Origin of the sequence: Aeromonas sp. Y311-2 (assembly GCF_027706025.1) — a bacterium.
In the GTDB taxonomy this organism is placed as follows: domain Bacteria; phylum Pseudomonadota; class Gammaproteobacteria; order Enterobacterales; family Aeromonadaceae; genus Aeromonas; species Aeromonas veronii.
Map to the genome: position 1 here is coordinate 120,153 of NZ_JAPDCL010000010.1, position 25,443 is coordinate 145,595.

At 57.9% G+C, this 25,443-nt stretch carries 23 protein-coding genes; 8 read left to right on the forward strand and 15 right to left on the reverse strand.

Features of this window, described 5'->3' with window-relative positions:
- Window positions 1-47: 47 nt before the first annotated feature.
- Entirely contained in the window at window positions 48-989 is a 942-nt protein-coding gene (locus OKC42_RS11565; protein ID WP_270819748.1) for a hypothetical protein, read from the reverse strand.
- Window positions 990-1,338: 349 nt separating this feature from the next.
- On the opposite strand from OKC42_RS11565, the gene OKC42_RS11570 reads away from it, so the two are divergent.
- Window positions 1,339-3,330 carry a bifunctional 2',3'-cyclic-nucleotide 2'-phosphodiesterase/3'-nucleotidase gene (locus OKC42_RS11570; RefSeq protein WP_270819749.1) on the forward strand — a complete coding sequence of 664 codons (1,992 nt, stop codon included), beginning with the start codon at window positions 1,339-1,341 and terminating at the stop codon, window positions 3,328-3,330.
- 266 nt (window positions 3,331-3,596) lie between these two features.
- Here OKC42_RS11570 and OKC42_RS11575 read toward each other — a convergent pair whose 3' ends face one another.
- The 4 genes from OKC42_RS11575 to OKC42_RS11590 all read right to left on the reverse strand — a co-directional run bounded on the left by OKC42_RS11575 (window position 3,597) and on the right by OKC42_RS11590 (window position 8,332).
- On the reverse strand, window positions 3,597-4,562 hold the full coding sequence (locus OKC42_RS11575; protein WP_005340795.1) for an ABC transporter permease: 966 nt from the start codon (window positions 4,560-4,562) through the stop codon (window positions 3,597-3,599).
- Between the two features lie 2 nt (window positions 4,563-4,564).
- Window positions 4,565-5,683 (reverse strand): ABC transporter permease, encoded by a 1,119-nt coding sequence (locus OKC42_RS11580; protein WP_005357011.1) that lies wholly within the window; start codon window positions 5,681-5,683, stop codon window positions 4,565-4,567.
- The gene (locus OKC42_RS11585; protein ID WP_005342527.1) at window positions 5,683-7,248 is read right to left on the reverse strand and encodes an ABC transporter ATP-binding protein; all 1,566 of its coding nucleotides are present in this window, start codon (window positions 7,246-7,248) and stop codon (window positions 5,683-5,685) included. The genes OKC42_RS11580 and OKC42_RS11585 overlap by 1 nt, the downstream gene beginning before the upstream one ends.
- Window positions 7,249-7,333: 85 nt before the next feature.
- Window positions 7,334-8,332 carry a BMP family lipoprotein gene (locus OKC42_RS11590; protein ID WP_005340803.1) on the reverse strand — a complete coding sequence of 333 codons (999 nt, stop codon included), beginning with the start codon at window positions 8,330-8,332 and terminating at the stop codon, window positions 7,334-7,336.
- Between the two features lie 506 nt (window positions 8,333-8,838).
- On the opposite strand from OKC42_RS11590, the gene uvrD reads away from it, so the two are divergent.
- Complete coding sequence (gene uvrD, locus OKC42_RS11595; protein ID WP_270819752.1) at window positions 8,839-11,010, forward strand: DNA helicase II; 2,172 nt, start codon at window positions 8,839-8,841, stop codon at window positions 11,008-11,010.
- A 169-nt stretch (window positions 11,011-11,179) separates the two neighbouring features.
- Complete coding sequence (locus OKC42_RS11600) at window positions 11,180-11,845, forward strand: hypothetical protein (RefSeq protein ID WP_270819754.1); 666 nt, start codon at window positions 11,180-11,182, stop codon at window positions 11,843-11,845.
- 105 nt (window positions 11,846-11,950) lie between these two features.
- Here OKC42_RS11600 and OKC42_RS11605 read toward each other — a convergent pair whose 3' ends face one another.
- A complete protein-coding gene (locus OKC42_RS11605) occupies window positions 11,951-12,481 on the reverse strand; it encodes an REP-associated tyrosine transposase (RefSeq protein WP_270819756.1) in 531 nt (176 codons plus the stop codon).
- A gap of 210 nt (window positions 12,482-12,691) precedes the next feature.
- Window positions 12,692-13,129: a DUF2846 domain-containing protein gene (locus OKC42_RS11610; RefSeq protein WP_017788673.1), complete on the reverse strand. Its 438-nt coding sequence runs from the start codon at window positions 13,127-13,129 to the stop codon at window positions 12,692-12,694.
- A 360-nt stretch (window positions 13,130-13,489) separates the two neighbouring features.
- On the opposite strand from OKC42_RS11610, the gene OKC42_RS11615 reads away from it, so the two are divergent.
- Window positions 13,490-14,833, forward strand: coding sequence for an MATE family Na+-driven efflux transporter (locus OKC42_RS11615; protein WP_270819757.1), 1,344 nt, complete (start codon window positions 13,490-13,492; stop codon window positions 14,831-14,833).
- Window positions 14,834-14,995: 162 nt separating this feature from the next.
- Window positions 14,996-15,451: a hypothetical protein gene (locus OKC42_RS11620; protein WP_333563373.1), complete on the forward strand. Its 456-nt coding sequence runs from the start codon at window positions 14,996-14,998 to the stop codon at window positions 15,449-15,451.
- A gap of 196 nt (window positions 15,452-15,647) precedes the next feature.
- Here OKC42_RS11620 and ydfZ read toward each other — a convergent pair whose 3' ends face one another.
- Window positions 15,648-15,845, reverse strand: coding sequence for a putative selenium delivery protein YdfZ (ydfZ, locus tag OKC42_RS11625; protein ID WP_270819761.1), 198 nt, complete (start codon window positions 15,843-15,845; stop codon window positions 15,648-15,650).
- Between the two features lie 311 nt (window positions 15,846-16,156).
- On the opposite strand from ydfZ, the gene OKC42_RS11630 reads away from it, so the two are divergent.
- A complete protein-coding gene (locus OKC42_RS11630) occupies window positions 16,157-16,657 on the forward strand; it encodes a DUF1993 domain-containing protein (protein WP_270819762.1) in 501 nt (166 codons plus the stop codon).
- A 101-nt stretch (window positions 16,658-16,758) separates the two neighbouring features.
- On the opposite strand, the gene OKC42_RS11635 is transcribed toward OKC42_RS11630, so the two are convergent.
- The 6 genes from OKC42_RS11635 to OKC42_RS11660 form a co-directional block, all read right to left on the reverse strand.
- Window positions 16,759-17,271, reverse strand: coding sequence for a cupin domain-containing protein (locus OKC42_RS11635; RefSeq protein ID WP_270819763.1), 513 nt, complete (start codon window positions 17,269-17,271; stop codon window positions 16,759-16,761).
- Between the two features lie 265 nt (window positions 17,272-17,536).
- Complete coding sequence (locus OKC42_RS11640) at window positions 17,537-18,193, reverse strand: DUF3313 domain-containing protein (RefSeq protein ID WP_139714659.1); 657 nt, start codon at window positions 18,191-18,193, stop codon at window positions 17,537-17,539.
- A gap of 390 nt (window positions 18,194-18,583) precedes the next feature.
- Window positions 18,584-19,714: an ABC transporter substrate-binding protein gene (locus tag OKC42_RS11645; RefSeq protein WP_270819764.1), complete on the reverse strand. Its 1,131-nt coding sequence runs from the start codon at window positions 19,712-19,714 to the stop codon at window positions 18,584-18,586.
- Between the two features lie 57 nt (window positions 19,715-19,771).
- Window positions 19,772-20,407: a LysE family translocator gene (locus tag OKC42_RS11650; protein WP_160882226.1), complete on the reverse strand. Its 636-nt coding sequence runs from the start codon at window positions 20,405-20,407 to the stop codon at window positions 19,772-19,774.
- Window positions 20,408-20,447: 40 nt separating this feature from the next.
- The gene (locus OKC42_RS11655; protein ID WP_005357044.1) at window positions 20,448-21,269 is read right to left on the reverse strand and encodes a helix-turn-helix transcriptional regulator; all 822 of its coding nucleotides are present in this window, start codon (window positions 21,267-21,269) and stop codon (window positions 20,448-20,450) included.
- A 60-nt stretch (window positions 21,270-21,329) separates the two neighbouring features.
- Window positions 21,330-22,046, reverse strand: coding sequence for a substrate-binding periplasmic protein (locus OKC42_RS11660; protein ID WP_160882225.1), 717 nt, complete (start codon window positions 22,044-22,046; stop codon window positions 21,330-21,332).
- Between the two features lie 299 nt (window positions 22,047-22,345).
- Between OKC42_RS11660 and OKC42_RS11665 the strand changes: the two genes are divergently transcribed.
- On the forward strand, window positions 22,346-22,885 hold the full coding sequence (locus OKC42_RS11665; protein WP_270819765.1) for a hypothetical protein: 540 nt from the start codon (window positions 22,346-22,348) through the stop codon (window positions 22,883-22,885).
- A 43-nt stretch (window positions 22,886-22,928) separates the two neighbouring features.
- Here OKC42_RS11665 and OKC42_RS11670 read toward each other — a convergent pair whose 3' ends face one another.
- Entirely contained in the window at window positions 22,929-24,128 is a 1,200-nt protein-coding gene (locus OKC42_RS11670; protein WP_333563374.1) for a 3-deoxy-D-manno-octulosonic acid transferase, read from the reverse strand.
- A 236-nt stretch (window positions 24,129-24,364) separates the two neighbouring features.
- On the opposite strand from OKC42_RS11670, the gene OKC42_RS11675 reads away from it, so the two are divergent.
- Entirely contained in the window at window positions 24,365-25,426 is a 1,062-nt protein-coding gene (locus tag OKC42_RS11675; protein WP_270819767.1) for a glycosyltransferase, read from the forward strand.
- Window positions 25,427-25,443: the final 17 nt, after the last annotated feature.

Sequence of the window (25,443 nt, forward strand, 5' to 3'; positions counted from 1 at the left end):
CTCCCTTGTTGTTTCAGGCGCGTTTGCCCACCCCTGCCGTTAGCTGCTTATCGCTTGTCAGCGGTGATCAGCAAGCCATTGGTGTCGGGGAAGCCGATGATCAGCACATCTTTTTTAGCATCCGCGGTAAAGGTGGTGACATAGGCGACGCGGTTATCCATCGCCCGAGCCAGAGCGGCATTCCAGAGGGTTTCGATCGGCGTGGCGGCAGCGGATTGCTTGAAGTTGCACTTGCCAAACCCGGTCATGGTCAGCTTGCTCAACCCGGCCGTCGCACTCCCCTCGCCCACCAGCGTACAACCTGCCGCCGGAAACTCGATCGCCACCGTCAGCTTGCCGCCGTTGTTGGTGGTATCCACCTTGCCCACCATGTCGCTGCTGAAGCCATCGCTGTCCGTGGCACTCCAGCTGGCCGTGGTCACCGCTTTGGTGGTCAGGGCCGTCACCGCCACATGACCGCTGAAACCGGAATAGATGGGGGAATTGTCGGAGAACTTGGTGCCGGTCCGGGTGAAATCAAAAACCCAGCGCTTGCTCTCCTTGCCCTGCAGATCGATGACCGGCTGATCCTGGAAGGTGATGAGGTTGTGGTCGTTGGTCACCGAGCTGAGCGCCGTGCTGGTGCCGAGCCGTTCGCTGTTGCGGATCAACTGCACCGGGTAGATCCCGTCTTTGTCGGCTTTCTGGTCAGCCTGACCCAGCCACTGGCTGTTGGTCTCGACCTTGCCCACCTGATGATCCACCCAGACACCCCAGTGCTGCACGGTTTCACCCTTCGGGTAGACCAGCGCCAGACCATCCAGATCCTTGATCATGCGCGGCGTCGCCTTGTCGCCGTCGCGGCTCATCAGATTCGCTTGGTAAAGACCCGCCTCCGGCAGGGCCAGTGGCACCCGCTTGGCGATGCTGTTGGCAGCTTTTTCGCTGTCACAGGCAGACAGGGCCGCAGCGCAGGCGATGGCCAGCAGCGCTTTGTTGTGCATTTTCATGAGGTTTTATTCCTTGCTGTCGCTTTGTAATTCTTTAGATGCAATCAATCGCCGCTGAATTTAAGGGAAAGGTCATCTATCAGTCGAATGGAGATCTGTAACCAACCATTACAGCCTCGCAGAAGCGCTTGGCCGCGCCGCTTGCCCCGACCGCACGGCGGTGACTACAGGGTGACTAACGGCGGAAAAGCAGCGAGGGTAGCGACCAGAAAAAACAGATGAAAATCAGAGTCATAACTCTATTAACAGGAGGGTAATTAGCCCGAATTGCCAGCCTGCTCACAATCGGATTCTTTTGCTGTCGATAGAATGCACCACGCTGGCATACCCATAACAAGAGAATCCAACAATGAAAACCCCCCTCAAACTGAGCGCGGTGGCAGTTATCTTTTTGCTGTCCGGCTGTGATGACAACAACTCTCAGGCCCCCGGTGATCTCACCCTGCGGCTGATCGAAACCTCTGATATCCACTCCAACCTGCTGAGCTACGACTACTACCAGAACAAGCCGGATGCCTCGCTGGGCTTTGCCCGCACCGCTGTGCTGATCCGCAAGGCCCGCGAAGAGAACGCCAACAACTTGCTGATCGACAACGGCGACCTGATCCAGGGCACCCCGCTGGCCGACTATATCCACGACCAGCAGGTCAAACAGCAGTGGCTGAGCAAGCAGACCCACCCCGCCATCAAGGCGCTCAACACCATGAGCTATGATGTCGGCAACCTGGGCAACCACGAATTCAACTTCGGTCTCGACTTCCTCTCAGAGACCCTGAAAGGGGCCAACTACCCCTACATCAACGCCAACGTCTTCCAGGCCGATGCCTTCAGCCGTGATGGCAAGGGCACCATCGACTGGAGCAAGCAGAAGTTCAAACCCTATGTGGTGCTGGATCGTCAGGTGAAGGATGCCAACGGCAATACCCAGACCATCAAGGTCGGTGTGCTGGGCCTGACGCCGCCCCAGATCACCCAGTGGGACAAGCGCAATCTGGAAGGCAAGGTGGTGGTGGCCGATATGGTCGAGACCGCCGAGCACTATGTACCCGAAATCCGCGCCAAGGGCGCTGACATCGTCGTGGTCGTGGCCCACACCGGCATCATCGGTGACCCGCGCGAACCCATGATGGAGAACGCCGCCCTGCCGCTGGCCAAGGTGAAAGGGGTCGATGCCCTGCTGCTGGGCCACGCCCACCGCACCTTCCCGGGCGACTACCCCAACATGACCGACGTGGACAACGAGAAAGGCACCCTGGCGGGCGTACCGACCGTGATGCCGGGCGTCTGGGGCAACCACCTCGGCATCATCGACCTGCACATGACCTGGAAAGAGGGTCGCTGGGAAGTGGCCTCCAGCCAGTCCCAGCTGCGCAAGATCGACAGTAGCGCCACCAGCACCGAAGATCAGGCGGTAGTCGATCAGGTCATTGCCGAGCACGAGCAAGCCAACCAGTGGCTGGACGAGCCCCTCAGCAAGATCACCAAGCCGATCCACAGCTTCTTCGCGCTGGTGCAGGATGACCCCTCCATCCAGATCGTCAGCGACGCCCAGCTGTGGCACGCCAAGAAGCTGCAACAAGATGGTCAGCTCAAGGAGAAATGGCCCATCCTCTCCGCCGCCGCGCCATTCCGTGGCGGTCGCAACGGCCCGACCGACTTCACCTATGTACCGGCTGGCGATATCTCCCTGCGCAACGTGGCCGACCTCTATGTCTACCCCAACACCCTGCAGGTGGTCGCCATCAATGGCGCGACCGTACAGGAGTGGCTGGAGAAAAGCGCCGTCCAGTTCAACAAGATCGATGCCGCCAGCACCGCCACCCAGTGGCTGGTGAACGAGAAGTACCGCACCTACAACTTCGACGTGATCGACGGGGTGAACTATCAGGTCGATGTGACCAAACCTGCCCGTTACGATGTGGATGGCAACAAGGTGAGCGACAGCTATCGCATCACCAACCTCACCTATCAGGGCAAGGCAATCGACCCGGCCCAGATGTTCTACGTGGTGACCAACAACTACCGCGCCAGCGGTGGTGGCAACTTCCCGGGCATCAACGCCAAGGTGATCGTCCATGAAGATCAGTTCGAAACCCGCGAAGTGCTCTCCGAATACCTCAAGGATTTGGCAGAGAAGAATCCGGCCGGTTTCGAGCCCCCGGCAGACAACAACTGGCAGCTGGCCCCCCTGCCCGCCAATCTGGATCTGCGCATCTACAGCTCACCACGCAGCGAGGCGCAAGCCCTGACCGGTGGCAAGCTGAACTATGTGGAGACCCTGCCGCCCACCGATGCCAAACACCCCGGCTTTGGTGTCTACAAGCTGGTGTTGGCACCCTGAACCTCAGGGTTAATCCGGCAATAACCTCTGCAACCCCCTCCTGATACGAGGGGGTTTTTAATGGTACTGGCAGCGGGATATGCACCTGTAAGCCAGCCGCTCCCCGCAGCAACTCACGCAGCCCCTTTATCCCTTCACGCCATCGCCTCCCTCTATCACACCATCCAGATCCCGACTGATCTGTCCCATCCCGCCCATAAAAGAACAGGCCCACCGAAGTGGGCCTGCTGTTATCTGTGTGACCGGGAATATCGCAATAAAAGGCGCTACTCCCGTTCCTTCACATAGGGGGTGCCGAGCGCCTTCGGCGCCACCGCACGGCCGATAAAACCGGCCAGCAGGAACACGGTCAGAATGTAGGGCAGTGCCTCGATGGCCTGCACCGGAATGGCGAAGCCACCGATGCTCACCCCTTGCAGCCGGATAGCGACCGCATCAAGGAAGCCGAACAGCAGACAGGCGGCCATGGCATTCCAGGGGCGCCACTTGCCGAACACCAGCGCCGCCAGTGCCATAAAGCCCTTGCCCGCACTCATGTTGGGGATGAACTGGGCCGTCTGGGCCACCGCCAGATAGGTGCCACCGATACCGGCCAGCAGGCCGCCGATGAGGAGCGCGGTGTAGCGCATCCGCACCACAGAGATACCGGCGGTATCGACCGCTGCGGGCGCCTCACCCACCGCCCGCAGCCGCAGACCGAAGCGGGTACGGAACATCACCCACCAGGCCAGCGGTACGCAGGCAAACGCCACGTACTCCAGCAGGGAGTGGCCGCTCAACAGCTCGCTGTAGAGCTGGCCGATCACCGGCACATCCCACAACTCCTTGGCATAGGGCAGATCGATGGGGGCGAAACGGGCATCACCGGAGAGCGCCGGAGTCTGGCCACCCTGATCGAACCAGTAACGGCCCAGGGTAACGGTCAGACCGGCCGCCAGAATGTTGATGGCCATGCCGCTCACCACCTGATCACCGCGATGGGTGATGGTGGCAAAGCCGTGCATCAGGGCAAACAGGATGGAGACACCCACCCCGGCACCCAGACCTACCCAGGCAGAACCGGAGACCGCCGCCGCCGCACCACTGGCGAACGCCGCCGCCAGCAGTTTGCCTTCCAGCGCGATGTTGACCACCCCGGAGCGCTCGCAAAACATGCCCGCCATGGCCGCCAAAATGAGAGGCGGTGCGGTACGAATGGTCGCATCCAGCATCAGGATCAGAATTTCAAACATGATCAGACTCCTTTAGCTTGCGCGGCTGAGCGGTTGGCAAACGCCAGATAGAGCTGCTCGATGCGCGGGCGCATCATGTGCTCAAGGGCGCCACAGAACAGGATCACCAGACCCTGCAACACCACCACGATGTTGCGGTCGACACCGAACTCGAAGCTGAGCTCGGCGCCCCCCTGATAGAGGAAACCGAACAGCAGGCTGGCGATGATGACGCCAACCGGATGGTTGCGCCCCATCAGCGCCACCGCGATACCGGTGAAGCCGAACCCTTCCACGAAGTTGAGCTTGATCTGGTGCAGCTCACCCTGCAGCACGTTGAGGGCGAAGAAGCCCGACAGCATGCCGGAGATGACCATGGCCAGGATCACCACCTTGGGATAGGAGATACCGGCGTAAGCGGAGGCGCTCTGGCTGGCGCCGACCGAGCGGATCTCGTAACCCCAGCGGGTGTGCCAGATAAAGACCCACACCAGCGCCGCACAGATCAGCGCCCAGAAGAAGCTGATATTGAGGGGGCTGTTGGGGATCTCCATCCCGAACAGGTTCGCCAGCCCGCTCATCTTGGGCAGCCAGCTTGCCTCGGCAAACACCTTGCTCTCGGTCGCCATCGAGCCGGGCGGCTTGAACACCTCCACCAGCAGATAGGCCATCAGCGAGGCGGCGATGAAGTTGAACATGATGGTGGTGATCACGATATGGCTGCCGCGCTTGGCTTGCAGCCAGGCCGGAATAAAGGCCCAGGCCGCACCGAACAGACCACCGGCAATGATGGAGAGCGGCAACAGCAGGGCAAACGGCAGCACATCGCCGAGCATCAGACAGACCAGACCGACACCGAGACCGCCGATATAGGCCTGACCTTCACCACCGATGTTGAACAGACCGGCGTGGAAGGCGACCGCCACCGACAGACCGGTAAAGATAAAGCCGGTTGCGTAGTAGAGGGTGAAGCCGACCCCTTCACCGGTGCCGAACGCGCCGTACCACATGATCTTGGCGGCATCGACCGGGTTGATGTCGAGGTAGTAGAACAGAATGGCCGACACCAGGAAGGCCAGCAGGATGTTGACCGCAGACAAGACGCCTACGGAGACCCAGGCAGGAATACGTACTTGGCTCATCAGTGGGCCTCCTTGGCAACTTCGTCCGGCACTATGTTCGCCATCATCAGACCAATGGTGCGCTCATCCGCCTTGGCACCATCCAGCTCGCCGACGATGCGACCATCGGCAATCACCAGAATCCGGTCAGCGAGGCTCATGATCTCGTCCAGCTCCACCGAGACCAGCAAGACCGCCTTGCCCTTGTCGCGCATGGCGATGATCTGCTGGTGGATATACTCGATGGCGCCGATGTCGACCCCGCGGGTCGGCTGGCCGATCAACAGCACATCCGGGTCCTGCTCCACTTCACGGGCGATCACCAGCTTCTGCTGGTTGCCACCGGAGAAGTTGGCAGTCTTGTGATCGGGATGGGGTGGGCGCACGTCCCACTTCTCCATCTTGGCCTGACAATCCTGCTGGATCGCCTCCTTGTTCTGCAGCCACCCCTTGTTGTATTGCGGGCGGCGGTGATAACCGAGAATGAAGGCCTCTTTCGCCTCGAAGCGGTTGATCAGCCCCATCTTGTGGCGATCTTCCGGCACATGACCGAGGCCGTAATTGCGCACCAGCTCGGGATCGGCCGGGTGCTCCGCGCTCACCTTGTGCACGCCGCTGCGGCTGCTAATGGTAAAGCCACCCTTGCTCGGCTTGAGAATGCCGCCAAGCAGGCTGAGCAGTTCGGACTGACCGTTGCCGGAGACCCCGGCGATGCCGACCACTTCACCGGCCCGCACCTCGAAGCTGACCGATTTGACCCGCTCCACCTTGCTGGCGTCGAAGTAGCTGAGCCCTTCGATCTTCAGCTTGGCTTCACCGGGCTGGGTTGGCCCCTTGTCGACCTTGAGGCGCACCTTGCGGCCCACCATCAGTTCGGCCAGCTGCTCCTTGTCGGTATCCTTGGTGGCGACGTGTGCCACCATCTCGCCACGGCGCATGATGGAAACCTGATCGGTAATGGCCAGGATCTCCCGCAGCTTGTGGGTGATAAGGATGATGGTTGCCCCCTGATCCCGCAGCTTTTTCAGCACCTCGAACAGGTGATCCGCCTCTTGCGGGGTCAGCACCCCGGTCGGCTCGTCGAGGATCAGGATGCGGGCGCCGCGATAGAGCGCCTTGAGAATTTCGACCCGCTGTTGCAAGCCAACCGGCAGATCTTCGACCTTCTCGTGCAGCGGCACGTCGAGGCCATAATCCCGCGCCAGTTCGCCCAGCAGCTTTTCGGCTGACGCCACGCTCTGCTGAAGGTGCCAGCCGTTCTCAGCGCCGAGGATGACGTTTTCCAATACGGTGAAGTTATTAACCAGCATGAAGTGCTGGTGAACCATGCCCACCCCTGCGGCAATCGCATCTTGTGAGCCATGGGGTTTGAAAGGATTCCCGTCGATCAGCATCTCGCCTTTGTCGGCATGGTAGAAACCATAAATGATGCTCATCAGGGTGGACTTACCGGCGCCATTTTCGCCGACAATGCCGTGGATACTGCCTTTGCGAACCTTAAGGTCGATCAGCTTGTTGGCGTACACTTCGCCGAACCGCTTATCGATACCTCTTAATTCGATGGCATAGCGATCTGTCTGGTCCATGATGCAGCCCTGCGTTTCATGAAATAAGACTAAAAACCGGCCCGTGCGGGCCGGTGGTGCGTTGAGAGTCGTAGCAACTATCTAATTAGTATTTGCAGGTGTTATCGCTCATGTAGTCATGAACCTTGACCTTGCCAGCGATGATTTCAGCCTTGATGGCATCTACCTTGGCTTTCATTTCCGGGGTGATCAGCTTCTCGTTGTCCTTGTCGAGAGCCCAATCCACACCGCCTTCCGCCAGACCCAGGTTCTTGATACCCGGCTTCCACTCGCCTTTGGCAGCGTCATCCCAGGTCTGGTAAGCGGCCAGACCTACAGACTTGACCATGGAGGTCAGCATGGTGCCCGGTTGCAGGTGGTTCTGGTTGGAGTCCACACCGATGGCGAACTTGCCGCTGTCCTTGGCAGCTTGATAGACACCGATACCGGTACCGCCAGCTGCGGCGTAAACCACGTCAGCGCCCTTGGCGAACTGGGACTTGGCCAGCTCGGCACCTTTGGCCGGGTCAGCAAACGCGGCCGGGGTAGAGCCCGCCATGTTCTGGAACACTTCGATCTTCGGATTGACGAACTTGGCACCCTGCTCGTAGCCGCACTGGAATTTGCGGATCAGCGGGATATCCATGCCGCCCACGAAGCCGACCTTGCCGCTCTTGGAAGCGATGGCAGCCAGCGCGCCCACCAGGAAGGAACCTTCATGCTCCTTGAAGATGACGGACTGGACGTTCGGCTTGTCGACCACCATGTCGATGATGGTGAACTGGGTTTTCGGGAACTCGGTCGCCACTTTTTCTACGGCAGAGCCCATGTTGAAACCGACCGCCACGATCGGGCCGTTGCCACGGCTGGCCAGACGACGCAGACCCTGCTCGCGCTGGGCTTCGTTCTGGGGTTCAAACTCTTTGACCTTGACGCCCTTGTCCTTGTTGTAGAGCTCGACGCCGTTACGGAACACGGCTTCGTTGAATGATTTGTCATACTTGCCCGCGGTGTCATAAATGACGGCTGGCTCGGAAGCAGCCTGAGCAGAGAGAGCAGCGAGAGTGAGGGAGGCCACAGTGGCCAGCTTGAGCACTTTAGTCACGATCGTATCCTTGATTGTTATTAAGTGAGGGAACTTGCTTGCCTGTCAGAGCAGGCTATCTAGCACGCAGGCTTACTCTAAGTCAGCCCCGATGCGGGTCAAGCAAATGATAAGGGAAAAACGTTTGCGTTAACGGTTTGAATTCTAAGCAAATAACCTTATAAGCAGTTGTTTTTTAGCTACTTTTCAGTTTTTTATGCTAACAACCAAAAGACCCAAACGACATTTCTCTTATTGTTCAGCAAGTTACTGTAAACCGTTTTCCCCTGTTATTCATCCAGCCCCCCGGCAAGCCCGTGATCCGGCTCGCAAAATCCCCACAAACCGCGTGAGCAAGGATTGGCTACAGCTGGAAACCTCCCCGTCCAGCTCTCTCTGCGCCAGCCAAAAATGGCCGCACCGGCACCCCAGCAGGACCCCATCTCACCCCTACCCCCGAGTTTGGATTTGGTCTGGCAGGGGGATGGCCGTATAATCCCCGCCTGTATAAATAAACAGGAGTGGTGATGGACGTTTCAACCCTGCTCGACGGGCTCAACGACAAGCAAAGAGATGCCGTTGCGGCGCCCCGCAGCAACCTGCTGGTGCTGGCCGGTGCCGGTTCGGGCAAGACCCGGGTGCTGGTGCACCGTATCGCCTGGCTGATGCAGGTGGAACGCTGTTCACCCTTCTCCATCATCGCGGTCACCTTTACCAACAAGGCGGCGGCCGAGATGCGCGGCCGGGTCGAAAAAGTGATCGGCGACGGCGTGCGCGGCATGTGGATCGGCACCTTCCACGGTATCGCCCACCGCCTGCTGCGGGCCCACCATCTGGATGCCGGCTTGCCGCAGGATTTCCAGATCCTCGACTCCGACGACCAGTACCGCCTCATTCGCCGGGTGCTCAAGGCGCTCAACCTCGACGAGAAGCACTGGGCCCCGCGCGCCGTGATGGGCTACATCAACGGCAAGAAGGACGAGGGGCTGCGCCCCGGCGACATTGATCTTTACGGCGACCCCGTCACCCGCACCTATCAGCAGATCTACAAGACCTATCAGGAGACCTGCGATCGCTCCGGTCTGGTGGACTTTGCAGAACTCTTGCTGCGTGCCCACGAGCTGTGGCTCAACAAGCCGCACATCCTCGAGCACTACCGCGACCGCTTCCAGAACATTCTGGTGGACGAGTTTCAGGATACCAACGGCATCCAGTACGCCTGGCTGCGGATGCTGGCGGGCAACAGCGGCAAGGTGATGATCGTCGGCGATGATGACCAATCCATCTACGGCTGGCGCGGCGCCAAGATCGAGAACATCCAGCGCTTCCTGACCGACTATCAGGGCGCCGAGACCATCCGCCTCGAGCAGAACTACCGCTCCACCGCCAATATCCTCAAAGCGGCCAACAGCGTTATCGCCAACAACGCCGAGCGCCTTGGCAAGGAGCTGTGGACCGAAGGGGCCGAGGGCGAGCCGATTTCCCTCTACGCCGCCTTCAACGAGGTGGACGAAGCCCGCTTCGTGGTCGGCCGCCTCAAGGATTGGAAGGAAAAGGGCGGCCTCCTGGCCGACTGCGCCATCCTCTATCGCTCCAACGCCCAGTCACGGGTGCTGGAAGAGGCACTGATGCAGGACGCCATGCCCTACCGCATCTACGGCGGCCTGCGCTTCTTCGAGCGGCAGGAAATCAAAGACGCCATGGCCTACCTGCGGCTTATCAACAACCGTGGTGACGACGCCAGCTTCGAGCGGGTGGTCAACACCCCGACCCGCGGCATCGGCGATCGCACCCTCGAGATCCTGCGCGGCAACGCCCGCGATCAGGGGCTCAACCTGTGGCAATCGGCCAAGGCCCTGCTCAACGACAAGGTGCTGACCGGTCGTGCCGGTAACGCGGTGCGCGGCTTTGTCGATCTGATCGACGCGCTGGAGGAGCAGGTGTCCATGCTGCCGCTTCACCAGCAGGCGGATATCGCCATCCAGAACTCCGGCCTCAAGGCCATGTATCTGGCGGAAAAAGGCGAGAAATCCCAGGCGCGGGTAGAGAACCTGGACGAACTGGTCACCGCCTGCCGCCAATACCAGCGCCCGGACGAGCTGGAGGATATGAGCGATCTCTCCGCCTTCCTCGCCCACGCGGCGCTGGAATCCGGCGAGAATCAGGCGGACGAATATGCCGATGCGGTGCAGCTGATGACATTGCATAGCGCCAAGGGGCTGGAGTTCCCGCTGGTGCTGCTGGTCGGCGTCGAAGAGGGGATGTTCCCCAGCCAGCAATCCACCGAGGAGTCGGGCCGGCTGGAAGAGGAGCGCCGTCTCTGTTACGTCGGCATGACCCGCGCCATGGAGAAGCTCTACATCTGTTATGCCGAGAGCCGCCGCATCTACGGCCGCGAGATGTTCCACAAGCCGAGCCGCTTTATCCGCGAGATGCCCGCCGAGTGTCTGGAAGAGATCCGGCTGCGCACTCAGGTCAGCCGCCCCACCCAGTACGGCCGCTTTAGCCAGAACGAGGTGCAGCAGAGCTTCGACGCCAGCGGCATCAAGCTCGGCCAGCGGGTGCTCCATCCAAAATTCGGGGAAGGGGTGGTACTCAACTTCGAAGGGGTCGGCCAGCAGAGCCGGGTGCAGATCCAGTTCGACGAGGTCGGCGCCAAGTGGCTGGTGACGGCCTATGCCAGATTGGAAGCGCTCTGATTTTTCCCGCCTTTTGATACAACCAACCCGGCTTAGGCCGGGTTGGTTTTTCTCTCTGTGATAAAGGCAGCATTAATTACGCGTTCGTCCGAATACGCTTCGCTATTCGAACCTACAGATCTTATTTCTCGGATACATAATGGACAGTACAACTAAACTGATAGATAACATGAAAGAAGATAGTGATCTTAATACAAAAAGAAAGCTATTGGTTATTGTCAGCATTTTATTAATGGCAATGAGTGTGAGTGGAGCCACTTTGCTTGAGGCGAATACATTTATATTTAAAGTTGGCTTTGCAAACTCAAAGGGTCTTGGTTATCTGTTGTTCCTTGGAGTTATTACGCTAACAATCAGGTATTATTCTGCGGCTTATCAATACCATGCGCAACTCTATGAGATGTGGGCCAATGACATGGTTCGTGATTATGATGTTTTTGGTTATTTATATGATGATCACTGGTTTAGTCCATGTGGATTGCTAAGTAATATCAGCATGTTTTCAAAGGGATTCGCTGAATCTCATGATGAGGAAGAGAACATGCGCAATAAGTTTGTTTTTAAGTATGAAGTATCGGGAGTTTTTAGACGCACAGTGTCGTATACATGTGATTATGGTGAACATCTCTCGATCGAGAGAGTATCTCTTAACACCTTTAAAGATGGGTGGAAATTCACGCATTTAGTACAATTACTAAAAATTGAATTAAGATTTCAATCTGCTGCCTTTTTCAGAAGGACTGAGCACTTGGAAATCATATTGCCTTATATAATTTCCGTGTTATCCCTACTTTCATTTATTTTTAAATCGAGTATCCAAGTATGGATGCAATAATTCAATTTTCAGAACCGTAGGTTCGATTAGCGAAGCGTAATCGGACGATCGCGTAAGACGTTCGCGTCATCGGTCGCTTACAACGGAACAACCCTGTTAGGGTTTTTACTCCAATCCCCCCAACACCCCAGCCACCGACCCGCACCAATCCTGCGGATAGACGCCACTCGCCACATAACGATGGAAGGTGGAATACGGCCAATCGGCCACCCATGTGACATGACCATGCTTGAGCGGGTTTATATGGACGTAATCCATATGGTGGCGGTAATCCTGCTCATCCCGGATCAGGTGTTCCCAATAATGGCGCTGCCAGATGCCCCGCTCCCCGTGGCGTAGCCGGGTCTGGTTGCGCCGCTCATTGACCGGCAGGGCACGGGAAAAGTGGCTTTTGATCAGCCGCCAACGCAGGGGGAAATCGGTGTCCCCCTCCGGTAAAGAGAGAATGCAGTGGAGATGGTCGGGCAACACCACCCATGCGTGAATGGCGAAGGGGTGAGCCTGTTGCACCTTGGCAACGCTTTGACGCAGCAGATCGATCTGCTCCACCAGCAACCGGTTGTTGCGTCGCTCCAGCAGGTTGACCGTAAAGAACCAGGTTCCTCCGGGCCACCATGCCCGCCGCCAATTGGCCATCCTTTTCCCCTCGTTAAGACCGAAAAGCCAAGCATAGCCTTGCCTCACGTCGATCTGCTTGCGGGCTGTGATGGTACGGATGTTCGATTACGCGATCGTCCGATTACGCTTCGCTAATCGAACCTACATGGACAGGAAATCTGGAACACCCACTTTCGGGCAAAGGCGTAACTGGTGGAGCTACGCCTTGTTTTTGGTGAAAGCCTCTGGTCACTTAACCAACTTGCTCTCCATCACCCCTTGCTTGCCCTCCTCTTCACTGACCTGACTCAGCTTGGAGCGGGCCATCAGCAGGCCCATCTTGACCTCCTGCCATACGTAGTAGTTTTTACCCGCCTCGGTACTGAGGGTCAGGGTGGCATCGTTCTCCGACTTGGAGGTGATGGTGTGGCTGCCCGGTGTCACCTGCTTGAGGATGTAGGTGTGGGCCACGGTATCGCCGACCGCCATACCATCCACCAGCAGCGGCATTTTGACGGCGGCACCGAAGGTCTCGTTGCGATAGATATAGAGGTTGGCCGCATCCTTGGGCGCCACAAACTGCTTGGCCTGAGCGTCTGCGGTGGCATCGGCCATGGGTACGGAAGCACAACCGGAAAGCAGCGCCGCCGACAGCAGGGCGGCACTCATCATTATTTGCCTGAACATAGTCGTTATTTTTTAGTGAGTTAACGGGAAATAAAGGTTTGCATGAGCCTGCGCTGGCTGACAATCGCTCAAATCGAGCGGGATGTGACCCGGTTCAATTTTTCAGCATTTTACTGCCTCTTCCTGCCACAGCCATCTCTATCGCCAAATCGGCTACTGCCCTCAAACCTGACTGGCAGCACAAGCAGAAGACATTGATTTATCTTGTCTTTCAGCCGTATTCATCTTGCGGGTTGGACTGGTTTTTAATGACGCGCTCATCCGAATATGTTTCGATATTCACCCCAGCACCTCTCTGTAAGCAGAGCAATATCTGCACATCGACGACATCGCCAAGGATTATCAGTGCCTACTGGATTTATGAATCACACCCAAGCCAGCCGACTGGCGATAAGAACCCGTGCATCACTAAGCAGGATCAATTGGCCGCTCTACTTGGCGCTTTTGATCACAGCCGCTTTGCCGACCATCTATACCACCACGCGGATCTACTACCTTGGCGATCTCCCGACAGAGTGGGGAGTCAACATTGCAAGCCAGCTGGCATGGGTCAATCTGGGGCTGGAGGTTGTGCAGGAAGCGCTGATTCTGCCGCTGTTCTATCTCTTGGGAAAAACACTCCATGAGCGTGACGCCACACTGAACAAGCTCAAAACAGGCCTCATTGTCACCGTCGGGATCTATTCCCTCTTTACGGGTCTCATTGCTCTCTTCGCTATGCCACTGGTGCAGGCTATGGCTCAAAGCCCGGAGCAAGTTGCGGCCACCGTGGACTATATACGTCTCGAAATGATTGGCACGACTCTCTTCAATGCGGTTCGCTTCCTGACCATATTCTTCGTCCTGCAAGACTGGCGTCGCGCCATATATACCGTTCTTGCCATCCAGCTTCTGGTCAGTGTCACCCTTGATACACTCCTGCTCAGCCAGTTTGAATTTAGCTTCCGGCTAGGGGTCAACGGCATCGCGTACAGCAACATAGTGGCAAGCATCTGCACCCTCATTTATGCACTCGGGGTTGTCAGGCAGAGATACCGGCTCACCTCTGCTGACTTGCATGTGCAAGCCGACTTCGGATGGATGCGGGAGTGGTTCCGAGTTGGCAAATGGAGCGGCGTGGACTCATTGATACGGAATGCTTTCTTCCTCATTTTCATCATCAGAATGATCAATGTTGTCGAAGAACAAGGGACATTCTGGGTTGCCAACAGCTTTATATGGGGATGGTTACTGCTTCCGTTTTTACCGATGGCAGATCTCATAAAGCAAGATGTGTCACAAGGAGACAAGATCCCGCATTGGGACAAAATGCTTGGCTATTTCACCACCTGCGTCCTCATAGCAATTGCATGGATACTCCTCTCACCGGGTTATGAATGGTTCATCAGAAACATCCTCAACACCACAATCACCCAGCATCTTCACCTGATCCTGCTTTCGCTGCCGTTTTACATGCTGTTCATGTTCAACACCTGCATGGATAGCGTCCTGTATGGTCGGGGACAGACCCGTTATTTGGCCATTCAATCGGTGATCACCAACGTCACCGTCTATGGCACCGCCTATGCGTGCTACCTACAAGGCTTGTTGACGCCATCACTCGATGGCATAGCGATTCTCTTTGGGTGTGGTATTGCGGTGGACACGCTGGTAACCGGATGGCTCTACAACCGGCACCTCCGACAAGAAAATTACGCAGTCTAGGCCATGTATGTTGCTAAAGCAGATAGCATCTCCCTGACGACTCAAACCGGCTTGAAACAAAAAGATGGGTGTCCCAATAAAAGTACCGCCAGCCAAGGCGTCATGTTGCCCCACCACAGATGAGAGTCATTAATGTCTAAGTTAATACCGACACTGCGCCGGATGGGGTTGTGGTTGTTACGAAAAACGGCGCTGGCGCTGCTGACCAGCCTGCTGTTTATGATTTCGTTCACCCTGTTTCAATACGTATCGTGGTGGCCCGCACTGACCGAGGATACTTCCCTCCAATGGGGCGGCTTCTCCTCCAGTCATACCTTGGCTGAGCTGATCCCGGCCATGCTAGAATTCAGCGCCGTGCTCGCCTGTGTTTACTTACCCCTGTTTTTGCTGATAGCCCGCCCGCTGTTGTTGCCGCTCTTTGCCGGACTCTGGTTGTGGCAAACCTATGACCTCGCCTTTATGACGCCAACCGCTTCGACCTGGCTGCCACACGAGATCATCTGGAGCTTTATCCTGCCCCACACCCACTGGCTGCTGCTCACGCTGCTGTCGCCTCTGCTGCTGATCCGCCATGCAGACAGGCGGCTATTTGCGGCGGCTCCAGCCAATCAGAAATGAGCCTCCATGCTGGCAGGCCGTAAGCAACGGGATCTTTCGATGACGCTTCGCTAATCGAACCTACACGATGACTCAAAGCAGCTTGAGGCGATGTAATTGATGGGGGTAAAGCAGAGAGGGGAAATCAGAAACCCGGCCGCCAGAGGAGGCGCGGCGGCCGGGTGAATTGTAAAGAGTAGGGTGACAGGGAAAGGGATCAGCCTAGTCTAATCAACTCGATGGGGGCGTAGCGCTCACCGGAGTTTGCCATCAGCACGCACTTCTCATGCTCCGCCTGATAGGGGGTCATATTGTCGGTGTGGGCCTCTTTCAGAAAGTCGACTGCGCCGGTGGCGGCAATCATCACGCGCTGACCCAGGTTCAGCACATTGCGGTTACGGTCATAGATCTTCATCTCATTCTCCTTTTCTTGTGTCCTGGCGAATGCGCAGGCGTCTGTCCAGGACAACGGCATTCAGCCTACGCCCCTGAAAAAAGGTGATTTATGTCACAGATCAAAAAAGGGGCGATAAGGGACTCGCAGGTTCAAAAAGCGAGCATGGCCCCTTGGCCAGCGGTTGTCGCGCGAAGTAGCGCTACCCTGCCCTTTTCATCGTGGCAGGCTCGAACCCGGCAGCGGTTGGGGTATATTGGTGGCCGATTAGCCAGTCTCATTCACCGTGGCCGCGCACGCGGGCCGCTGTTTCAACAAGATGGAGAGTGCTCATGAATCGCGATATCACCGCCCAGTTCATCAAGATGCTGACCAACCTCGACCACTGTCTGGCCAAGGCCGAAGCCCACGCCGCGGCGAAGCAGTTCAACGTGGAGAACTTCTTCGGCGAGCGGCTGATCGTCGATATGCTGCCTTTCAGCAAGCAGGTGCTGATCTGCTGCGATTCGGCCCGCGCCGTGGTGGCCACCGCCAGCCACAGCGAGCTGCCGGTGCTGGGAGATGACCCCAAAACCATGGCCGATCTGCGTGCCCACATCGGCAAGACCATCAGCTATCTGCAAGGCAAGCTGGACGCGGACTACAGCCAGTACGCCAGCGGCCGTTACGTGCCCCACTGGGCGGGCGGCAAGGGGATGGATGGCCATACCTGCGTCCATGAGTACGGCATTCCCAACTTCTACTTCCACCTCACCATGGCCTACGCCCTGCTGCGCCGCGCCGGGGTCGATCTCGGCAAGCGTGACTATCTGGGCGGGCTCAACCTGCAATAAGCGCCACTCGCCACAGGCGGCAAACAGATAGCAAAAGCCTGCCACGCGGCAGGCTTTTTTATATCGGGTGGTGCATAGCTGATGCGCAGAAGAGCTGCGCCCTAGAAGGGGCCGTTGCTCTCGCGCAGCTTGTCGGGCAGGCCGTCGTGATCCCCCAGCTCACGCTCGGGCACGTCATCCCAGTGCAGCTTGCCAAGGGTGGTATTGCGCTCGGGATGCACGGCGTAGTGGATGCGGTTGTCCTCCCGATCGGTATCGCCGATGCAGAGCAGCCGGACAGTCTCTTCGGTGTTGTTGATAAAGGCGTGGGCCAGCCCGTCACCGGCCTTGAAACCCACCGAATCCCCCGGTTGCAGGCGATAGAGCACGCCGTCGAGCCAGACATCCGGCGTCCCTTCCAGCACGTGAACAAACTCGTCTTCGGTCTTCTCGGCATGGGGCCAGCTGGTGCGATGGCCGGGCTCGACGATCTCGTGGTGAATGCCGATGCGGCTAAAGCCAAAGTGCTTGCCGAGGGCGCAGCCGCGCGACAGGGGCTCCTGACTGCCGGAGTAGTAGCGCGGCGTCTGCTCTTGCAGCTCGCTCCAGTGTTTGATGCAGGGGTGGCGATTCATAGCGGTTCCTTTTCCATGAGGATGCAGTCACGGGAGGGGTCATCCAAACTGCCAGAATGCGGGCGAGAAAAGCAGAAATCGGTCGGCCCGTTGCACAGCGGATGGTGTGGCGGCGGACTCGGCAACGGGTCGATTCCCCATTCGGCAAGGGCTGAACGGCCATGCCAGCGGCAGCGGTGCGGACAAAAATAGAGACAAAAAGAGGGAGCCGCTGGCTCCCTCTCTCGATCTGTCTGCCCCCGTTTTCTGAGGCTGATTTCCGCTCTTATTTCCCAAGATTGTCCGCCAGCTGTTTGGCGCGGCTGGCCGCCCACTGGTCGATCATCTTCTCCATCTCCCCGGCGGTGATGGGCTCATCCTTGTGGGTGGTATCCGTGCTCTCACGGGCATCCATCACCCGCACCAGCAGCTTGCCGCTCCGGGAGTCGAGCAGCTGGGCCATGCTGCCCACCTTGAGCAGATAGGGCTCCTTGCCGATCACTTCGCGGGTGACATTGATGGCGATCTTGGCCGGCAGCAGGTCACGCAGCTTGGGGTCGGGGCGGGTCAGGTCGAAGTTGGTGACGGCGGCCTGGATCCGCATCACTTTCGGGCCGGGGGCGGTGGCGATCTTGACGCCCTGCTTGATCAGCTCGCTCTGGAACTTGTCGTGGTAGTAGCGGCCAATCTGGTTCTGTTCGTTGGCGGTCAGCAGATACCACTGGCCGTTCTCCTGCCGGATAAACTGCAGCGGATCGAGCAGCACCTCATTGTATTGGCGCAGGTCAACGCCCGGCTCCTTGTAGACACGCTGATTGGGGTTGCTCTCGCTCTGCTGGAAGGCTGTCAGCGGGATCGCCTGCAAGCTGTGGGATACCTGATTCTTGACGGCGCAGCCACCCAGCAGGGCCGCAGCCACGGCAACCATCACGACCTTTTTCATATTTGCTCCTGCATTTTACTGTTTGTTTTTGCAGTGGATTTCGCACCACATGGCTGGAGAACCCGTGCCGGATGCCGCCAATGTCACAGAGAAATAACCGATTCATCACCTTCCCACAAGCAACAGATCAGGATTGTTCAGCTCACATCCAAGTTGTCACAATTGCGGCACTTTTGTACAGGGTCAGCCAGGGTACGAACGGCAATCTGGCGAGGGTTCGGTTGTTTAATCCGGCTAAATGGGACTGCGGTAAGAGCTCAGTTTTTTCAAACGATGGGGGCCCGCGAGCGGCGTGAGTTGAACGGGGGAATGCCCTGGAACGGGCGATGACCGATCACCAGCCATCTTGCGCAAACTTGCCTGCCGCCGGAGAAGCGACAGGCACACCCATCAGTTATCGAGATCCCAGGGACACTGCTTGACCAGCCCCTCTTTGCCGCTGGCGACGATCGCCTGCTGCACCATCCGTTTGTAGCGATTCTTGATATGGGCGGGCAACGCGGGCACCAGCAGCCGCTCGTCAAACTCCGGCAGCGGGCGATCCGGCAGCACCGCCTGCTCCTGCGGGCTGAGGGGCGGCCGGGAGGCAATATTACTGGCCGAGATGGTGGGCGTGCCCACCAGCATCTGGCGTTGCAGCGGCGCGCTCAGCAGAAAATCCACCAGCAGGTAGGCCGCCTTGAGCCGTGCGGGATCATCGCCAACATGGCGAGCGATGGAGAGGGCATCGAGGGCATAGATGGCCCCCTCCTGCACCATGGCGATCCGCCACTGCTGATCGTTCTGCTTGTTGCACTCCACCAGTTCCAGCCCCCAGGTGGTGGCAAAGGTCTGCTGGCGCAGATCCTCACAGCGGTTGGCCTGATTGAACCAGAAACCGCGACTGGCTCGCAGCCGCTGCGAGAGCTGCTGCTCCACCTCTTGCTGCAAGGTCTTGTCGGCCAGCATCTCGCCGCTGGCAAACAGGGCGGGCGACTTGCCCAGCGAGAGCAGCACCGAAAAGAGCAGCGGCTCGAACTGGTCGCAAAACTCGGCAAACTGGCCCGGCGGCGAGCTGTTGGCGAGCACCTGCCAACTGGTGGGCGCTTGCGGCACCTGCTTGCTGTCGTAGGCGAGGCTGAACATGGCGTAAGAGAAGGGCACCGAGTAGTTGCGCTCCCCCTGCTTGTCATACTCGGTGTTCTTGAGGGCGGGCTTCACCTCGGGGTAGTGCTGCAGGCGGCTGAAATCGATGGGGAGCAGCAGCTTGAACAGCGGCTGGTGATGGGCCTTGTAGAAGTAGCTGGTCGGCAGCACCACATCGGCGCTGCGGGTGCGCAGGGCGCGGTAGACGCTGTCGAAATCGGTCAGCAGCGGCTCGATCCGGCTGACCGTCGCCTCCACCCCATGGGCTTTGGCGTAGTCGGCAAACTGTTGTTCATAACCCGCAGGCAGATAGCCCCACTCCAGCAATTTGAGCTGAACCGGGGCCGCCAGCGCCGGGGTCATCCCCAACAACCAGCAAAGAGGCAGTAGACGCATGGCCGGGCACTCCTGACAGGTAAACCTTGTTGGAGTATAGGCCCATGCGCCGACTCGTCAGGCCACCAGCTCGGCCCCCATGCTCGCCAGAATGGAGAGGCTGACCACCGCAAACAGCACGCCGGTCACCAGATGGAGCGGCCGCTGCACCCGCAGCAACAAGCGCTGGGCACGATCGGTGGAGAGGCTCCACGCCAGCAGCCCGAACCAGCAGAGGGAGATGATGAAGAGCTCGCCCACCAGCAGGCTGCGGGTCATTCCGTCCACCTCTGGCGTCACCATGGCGGCCAGCAGACCGATAAAGAACACCAGCGCCTTGGGGTTAAGCAGGTTGGTGGCAAGGCCAGTGCGCACGCCCCTGCCCCAGCCGCGCAGCTCGTTGGCGGCGCTGGCCATCACGGTACTGCTCTGCTGGCGAGCCGCCATCAGGGCGCCCCACCCCAACCAGCCCAGATAGAGGGCGCCGCAGCACTTGATCACCATAAACAGCAGCGGGTGGCTGGCGATCAGCATGCTGATCCCGGTCAGGCTCAGGGTAGCGTGCACCATGATCGCCAGCGAGATGCCCAGCGCCGCGCCAAGGGCGGTCGGCCGGTGCAGGCTGGTGCGCAGGATCAGGGCGAAATCGGGGCCGGGGCTGGCCAGTGCAATCAGGTGCATCAGGCCGAGGGTAACGAACAGACTGGTCAGCATAACAACTCTCGCTTTAACGACGGAGAGCCAGCATGGCGGATCAGCGGGGGGCGCGGCTTGTAAAAGATTGCATCTGGGCACGAAATTCGGCGGGTGTCAGACCGAATGCCTGGCGAAAGCCGTGGTGGAAGTGACTCTGATCGAAGAAGCCGACCGCCAGCGCCACCTCGCTCACCGCCATGCCGCTCGCCAGCAGCCGCTTGCCCTGCTCCAGCCGCAGCCGTTTCAGCCAGGCGTAGGGAGTCATGCCGCTGCGCTTCTTGAACTGGCGCAGGAAGGCGAAACGATCGAGCCCGAGCAGCCCCGCCAGCTCTTCCAGCGAGTGGGGCTCGTCGAGGGCGGCCATCAGGTAGTCGCGCAGGAATCGCAATTGGGGATCCGCCAACTGGTGTACCTCGGGGGCCAGATGCAGCAGCTCCCCCAGCAGGGCAAGCAGCTGGCTCTCGATCAGCAGGCCATCGGCCTTGGGGTTGTCGAGATAGCCGTGCAGCTGGGCAAAGCCCTGATAGAGGTCGGGGCGGCTCTGCAATCCCTTATCGAAGAAAGGTTCAGGCTGCTCCGGCAGCCAGAGCGCCAGCTGCTGGGGATCGATGGCAAAAACCCGCACCTCATACCCTTCCGGCAACAGGCTGAGACCGTCGTGCACCTCATCCGGGTTGACGGTAGAGAGTACCCCGCGCACCAGATGGTGGCTGTTTCCCTTGTGGATAAACTTCTGGCCACCCCGCTGCACCAGCCCGATATGGTAGTCGAGATGGACATGGCGGCCGTAGCTGAACGCCCTGTGGTGGGAGTGTGACAGCTCGACCCCCGGCAGGTGCGGGGATTGCCAGTAGCGGATGAGGGAATCGGTGGTATTCATGGCTTATAGATACACCAGAAGCGGGCCTTGGACTTGTAGATTATTGCACGCAACCCCCTCTCAACGCCCCCACAGCCGCGGGGTTGGCTCCACCAGCGAGGCGAGCGGCACCCGCTCCACCATCTGACGCATATGTTGCACCAGCTCGGGATTGCCATCCCCCAACGACTTGTTCAGCACGATATGCACCTGCAGCGGGGTGACCGGCAGGTAGATGAGGCGGGTCGCTGCAGGAAGTTTGGTGCGAAAATGGTTGGCGGAAATATCGTTGGAGAAGAGCGCGGCATCGATCCGCCCACGCAGCAACTTCTGCATGTTGCCATGCTCCCAGCTGAGCTGGGAGAGGGTGTCGATATGGATCTGCGGATGCTGCAACAGCGGCGGCACGATCGCCTGACTCGACCAGCCGATGGTGGTGCCGAAGAGATCTTCCTGCCGCTCGACCGCGTGAAGTCGCGATGGCACCAGTACCACCAGCACCGGCCGTAGCAGCAACAGGTGGGGGTCTATATAGCGAAAGTGGCGAGCACGCTCGGGACTGTAACTCAGCAGCGGGGTCAGATCGCACTCGCCGCTCTCGAGGTTGCTGAGCAGCCGCGCCACATTGAGCCCCTGCCACTCGATGGTGCGCCCGATCGCGGGTTCGATATGACGGCGAAAGTAGTCGATCACCGGCCCGGAGACCTCGCCCTGCTGATCGATGGTGACCAGCGGCGCCAGCTGGAAGACACATCCCCGCAGTGGCGCATTGGCCGCCACGGCCTGGCTGATGGTCATAAGAGGGAGAAGAAGTGCCGATAGCAGTAATAACAAACGCATAGCCGAACGAGAGATGCCCATAGGTGCCGACCCGATGCCCTGATAGCCATCAGCATGGCACAAGGCAAAGGGGCGGGCTATCCGCTCCCGCCGCGCTTCGACCTCTTGTGCCCCCTACTCCCATGACCAATAGGCCCCCGTTTTATTGCGGTGAAAATCAATACTTCCGCGGCTTTGATGGATTTTGGTCTCTTGAGATATAGTGCGGCCCCATTCATTAAACCGGCGGATGAGCGCCCCGCCGGACAGGTAGATTCATGAGACTGTTTTTGCTGTTGTTGTCGTTGTTTGCTGCGACCGTAAGTTCTGATGAAAAGCCGCGCCTGCCCTATTACGACTGGGGTCGCTGCCCGTTTGAAGGTTGTACCTATCAGTCGTGGACCACCAAGCAAGAGGTGATCGTCAGAGCCGAGCCATCCATGACTGCTAAAACGCTGTTCCGGCTACCCCGCGGCCAGCAGGTGGAAGGGCTGACCGGGGTCGTCATTACCGAACAACCGGGGATCGTCGAGATACTCAGATCGGTCAAGCTGGGCTACAGCAAGGAGGGCAAAGGGCCGCTGTTGAATATGAAGGCAGGGGAAACGCTTTATATCCTCGGCGGACTGGGCGAAGGCAATAGCCTGTTCTGGTACAAGGGCAAAACCTACATTCTCGATTATGACTATGCGCGCAAAGAGATCAGATACGGTCGGTCACCGCAGAACCAGTGGTGGGTAAAAATCCGGGACAAGCAGGGACGTGAGGGTTGGGTTGCCGAAGCCAAAAACTTCGCCCATATGGACCGTTTCGAATAGTGACAGCCAGCCCACCGAGATCGGGGAACTGGCCGTGGATAACTCACTGCTTGGGTTGCAGCTTCATCTCTTGCAGATACTCCAGCACCTGGATTTTGTAGTCCGCCTGATAGGAGAACTTGGTGCTGTCGCACGCCGCGATCAGGTTCACCGCGGTACAGAACAGGGTGGCCGCCAGCAGCCCCTTGCCAACCCACTGCGGATAACGGCGGCTCCAGCGCACCAGTAACAGCAGGATCGGGAACAGGGCGTAGGGGAATATCAGCATCAGGTGCCAGTAGTTGAAGATAATGGGCGACAGAGCCGCACTCACCAGCACCGCCAGCACCGCCGCCAGCGCATAGAGACCGAGCCAGCTCTCACCATCCACTGGCGCGCGGTCGCTACGCAACAGACGCGGCTTGAGTTCACACCACAGCTGCCAGTTGGCCTTGGCCGCCAGCAGCACAGTCGCCGAGCCCACTCCGTAGATTACCACCCGCCACAGCCAGACTGCCGCCATCTGCAGGTATTCGTGCCCAGCCAACCAGATGAACTGGGTGTCGTTGACCAGCTTGCTGGCAAACAGCCAGGAGCCGTAGCGCAGCCAGTAGAGCACTGATTTCAACACCGGATAGACATGCACCAGTCCCCAGCCGATATAGCGCTGACGCGCCTCGGGATCGACGTTTTGGGTGATGTGGCTGTTGCTCATCACTTCCATCGCGTAGGGGATCAGGGAGGCACCGATCAGCAGGGTAGCTACCACCACCCCGCTCCAGCTCACCTTGAGAATGCGACGCCAGAACAGATAGGTGGACATCACCGCCAGCAGCGGCCAGGAGTAGTGCAGCTGCATCGCCATGCCGATGGCCAGCAGGTGAACGATCATGTGCCAGAAGGAGGCCCGCTCGCGCATATGCCAGGCCGACCAGCAGTGCATGGCCGAGAAAAGGAACAGATAGGAGGGGTTGTAGAGCAGACTCTCGTACTGGAACCAGGGGTTAAGCCAGCAGAGCACCAGAAACAGCAGGCGCACCCTGTCATCAAACACCTGACGGATCACCGCATCAAACAGCAGGAATCCGACCAACCGCATCGCCAGCAGCAACACCATGGGGGCATAGGGAGAATCCCACAGCAGCAGCGGCCCGCCAATCAGCCAGGCCGACAAGCTCCCCGGCACATTGCCCACCGCACTCGCCGCATTGCCATAGCTGAGCCAGACCCCCTCATAAGCCCCAAGGTAGCCCTTGTAAAGCATCTGGGTCTGGTCGCCGGTGAGGAGTTGGTGATCGGAAAACAGCCAGGAAAGCAGCAGCCCGGCAAATATACAGGCCGCGAATAATGCGTTATGGTAGCGCCCACTAAGACCAATCATTGATCCATACCTATTGAAAAAATTGCTAACGACTTTAACAGTTGCCACCTGATTTTGCTCGTTTACGATTCACATTTTTAGTAGATTTACCAGTCAGTTATGAGACCCGCGGAGCAGTTATGACCCCACCAGTTAAAAAGTTTTTATTCATTGTTGAAGACTTGTATGGTGGTGGTGCGGAAAAGGTTTTGCTCAATACCGCATCATTGCTAAAAGATGCCGGTGCAGATGTAACCTTGTTTACCTTGCGGGAAAAAATAGACCATACTCTACCTGACAACATTCACCCGATTAATCTTGGCATTGTCACAAAGCTGACTAAAGCTATATCCAATGTTGCGGTTGAAAAAATACAAGCGTCGCTGATCCTGAAAAGAATCAAAGAGATTTCACCTGACGTCATCATCTCATGCTCATGTGATAAAATTACCAGACACCTGCCTGATACACTGAATATCTATTACTGGATCCACGGCAATGTCACCGGTTTTGCCAAAGACAATGCCAAAGGATATGAAAAATTCAAGCGCTTCTATAATGGCAAGAAACTGATCTGCGTATCTCGTGGCATCGCGGACGACATTTTGCAAAATGTAAAAGCTACACCCAAATCGTGTCAGGTTATCTACAATCCGTTTGATATCGAGAAAATTCAGGCGTTGGCTAATGAGCCTTTCAGCAAGCCATTCGACAAGTATTTTATCCATGTCGGCACCTTCGAAGAGCGAAAACGCCACGATCGCCTCTTGCAGGCATATCAGCTAAGTGGCGTTGATACGCCACTCGTCCTGATGGGCAAAGGGGAGCGACGCCCTCACATTAAAGCCATGATCGAGGAGATGAACCTTGCCAACAAGGTGAAAATCATCGATTTTCAGAAGAATCCCTATCCCTATATCAAAGCTGCGCAGGCACTTATCCTGACATCAGATGCAGAAGGGCTACCAACAGTGCTTATTGAAGCGCTTATCTGCCATACCCCGGTGATCAGCGTGGATTGTCCGTCTGGGCCGGCAGAGATTCTTACTGGCAGTCTATTTGAATATCTATGCCCAATAAATAACGGTCAAGCACTTTCAACCGCAATATCATCTATTGATAAAATGCCACCTTTCATAAGCAATACTTTATACGAGTCATTCTCTAGTAGCCAAACCATTAAAAAATTCCTTGCTTTATAATTGAAAGGCGAATCATA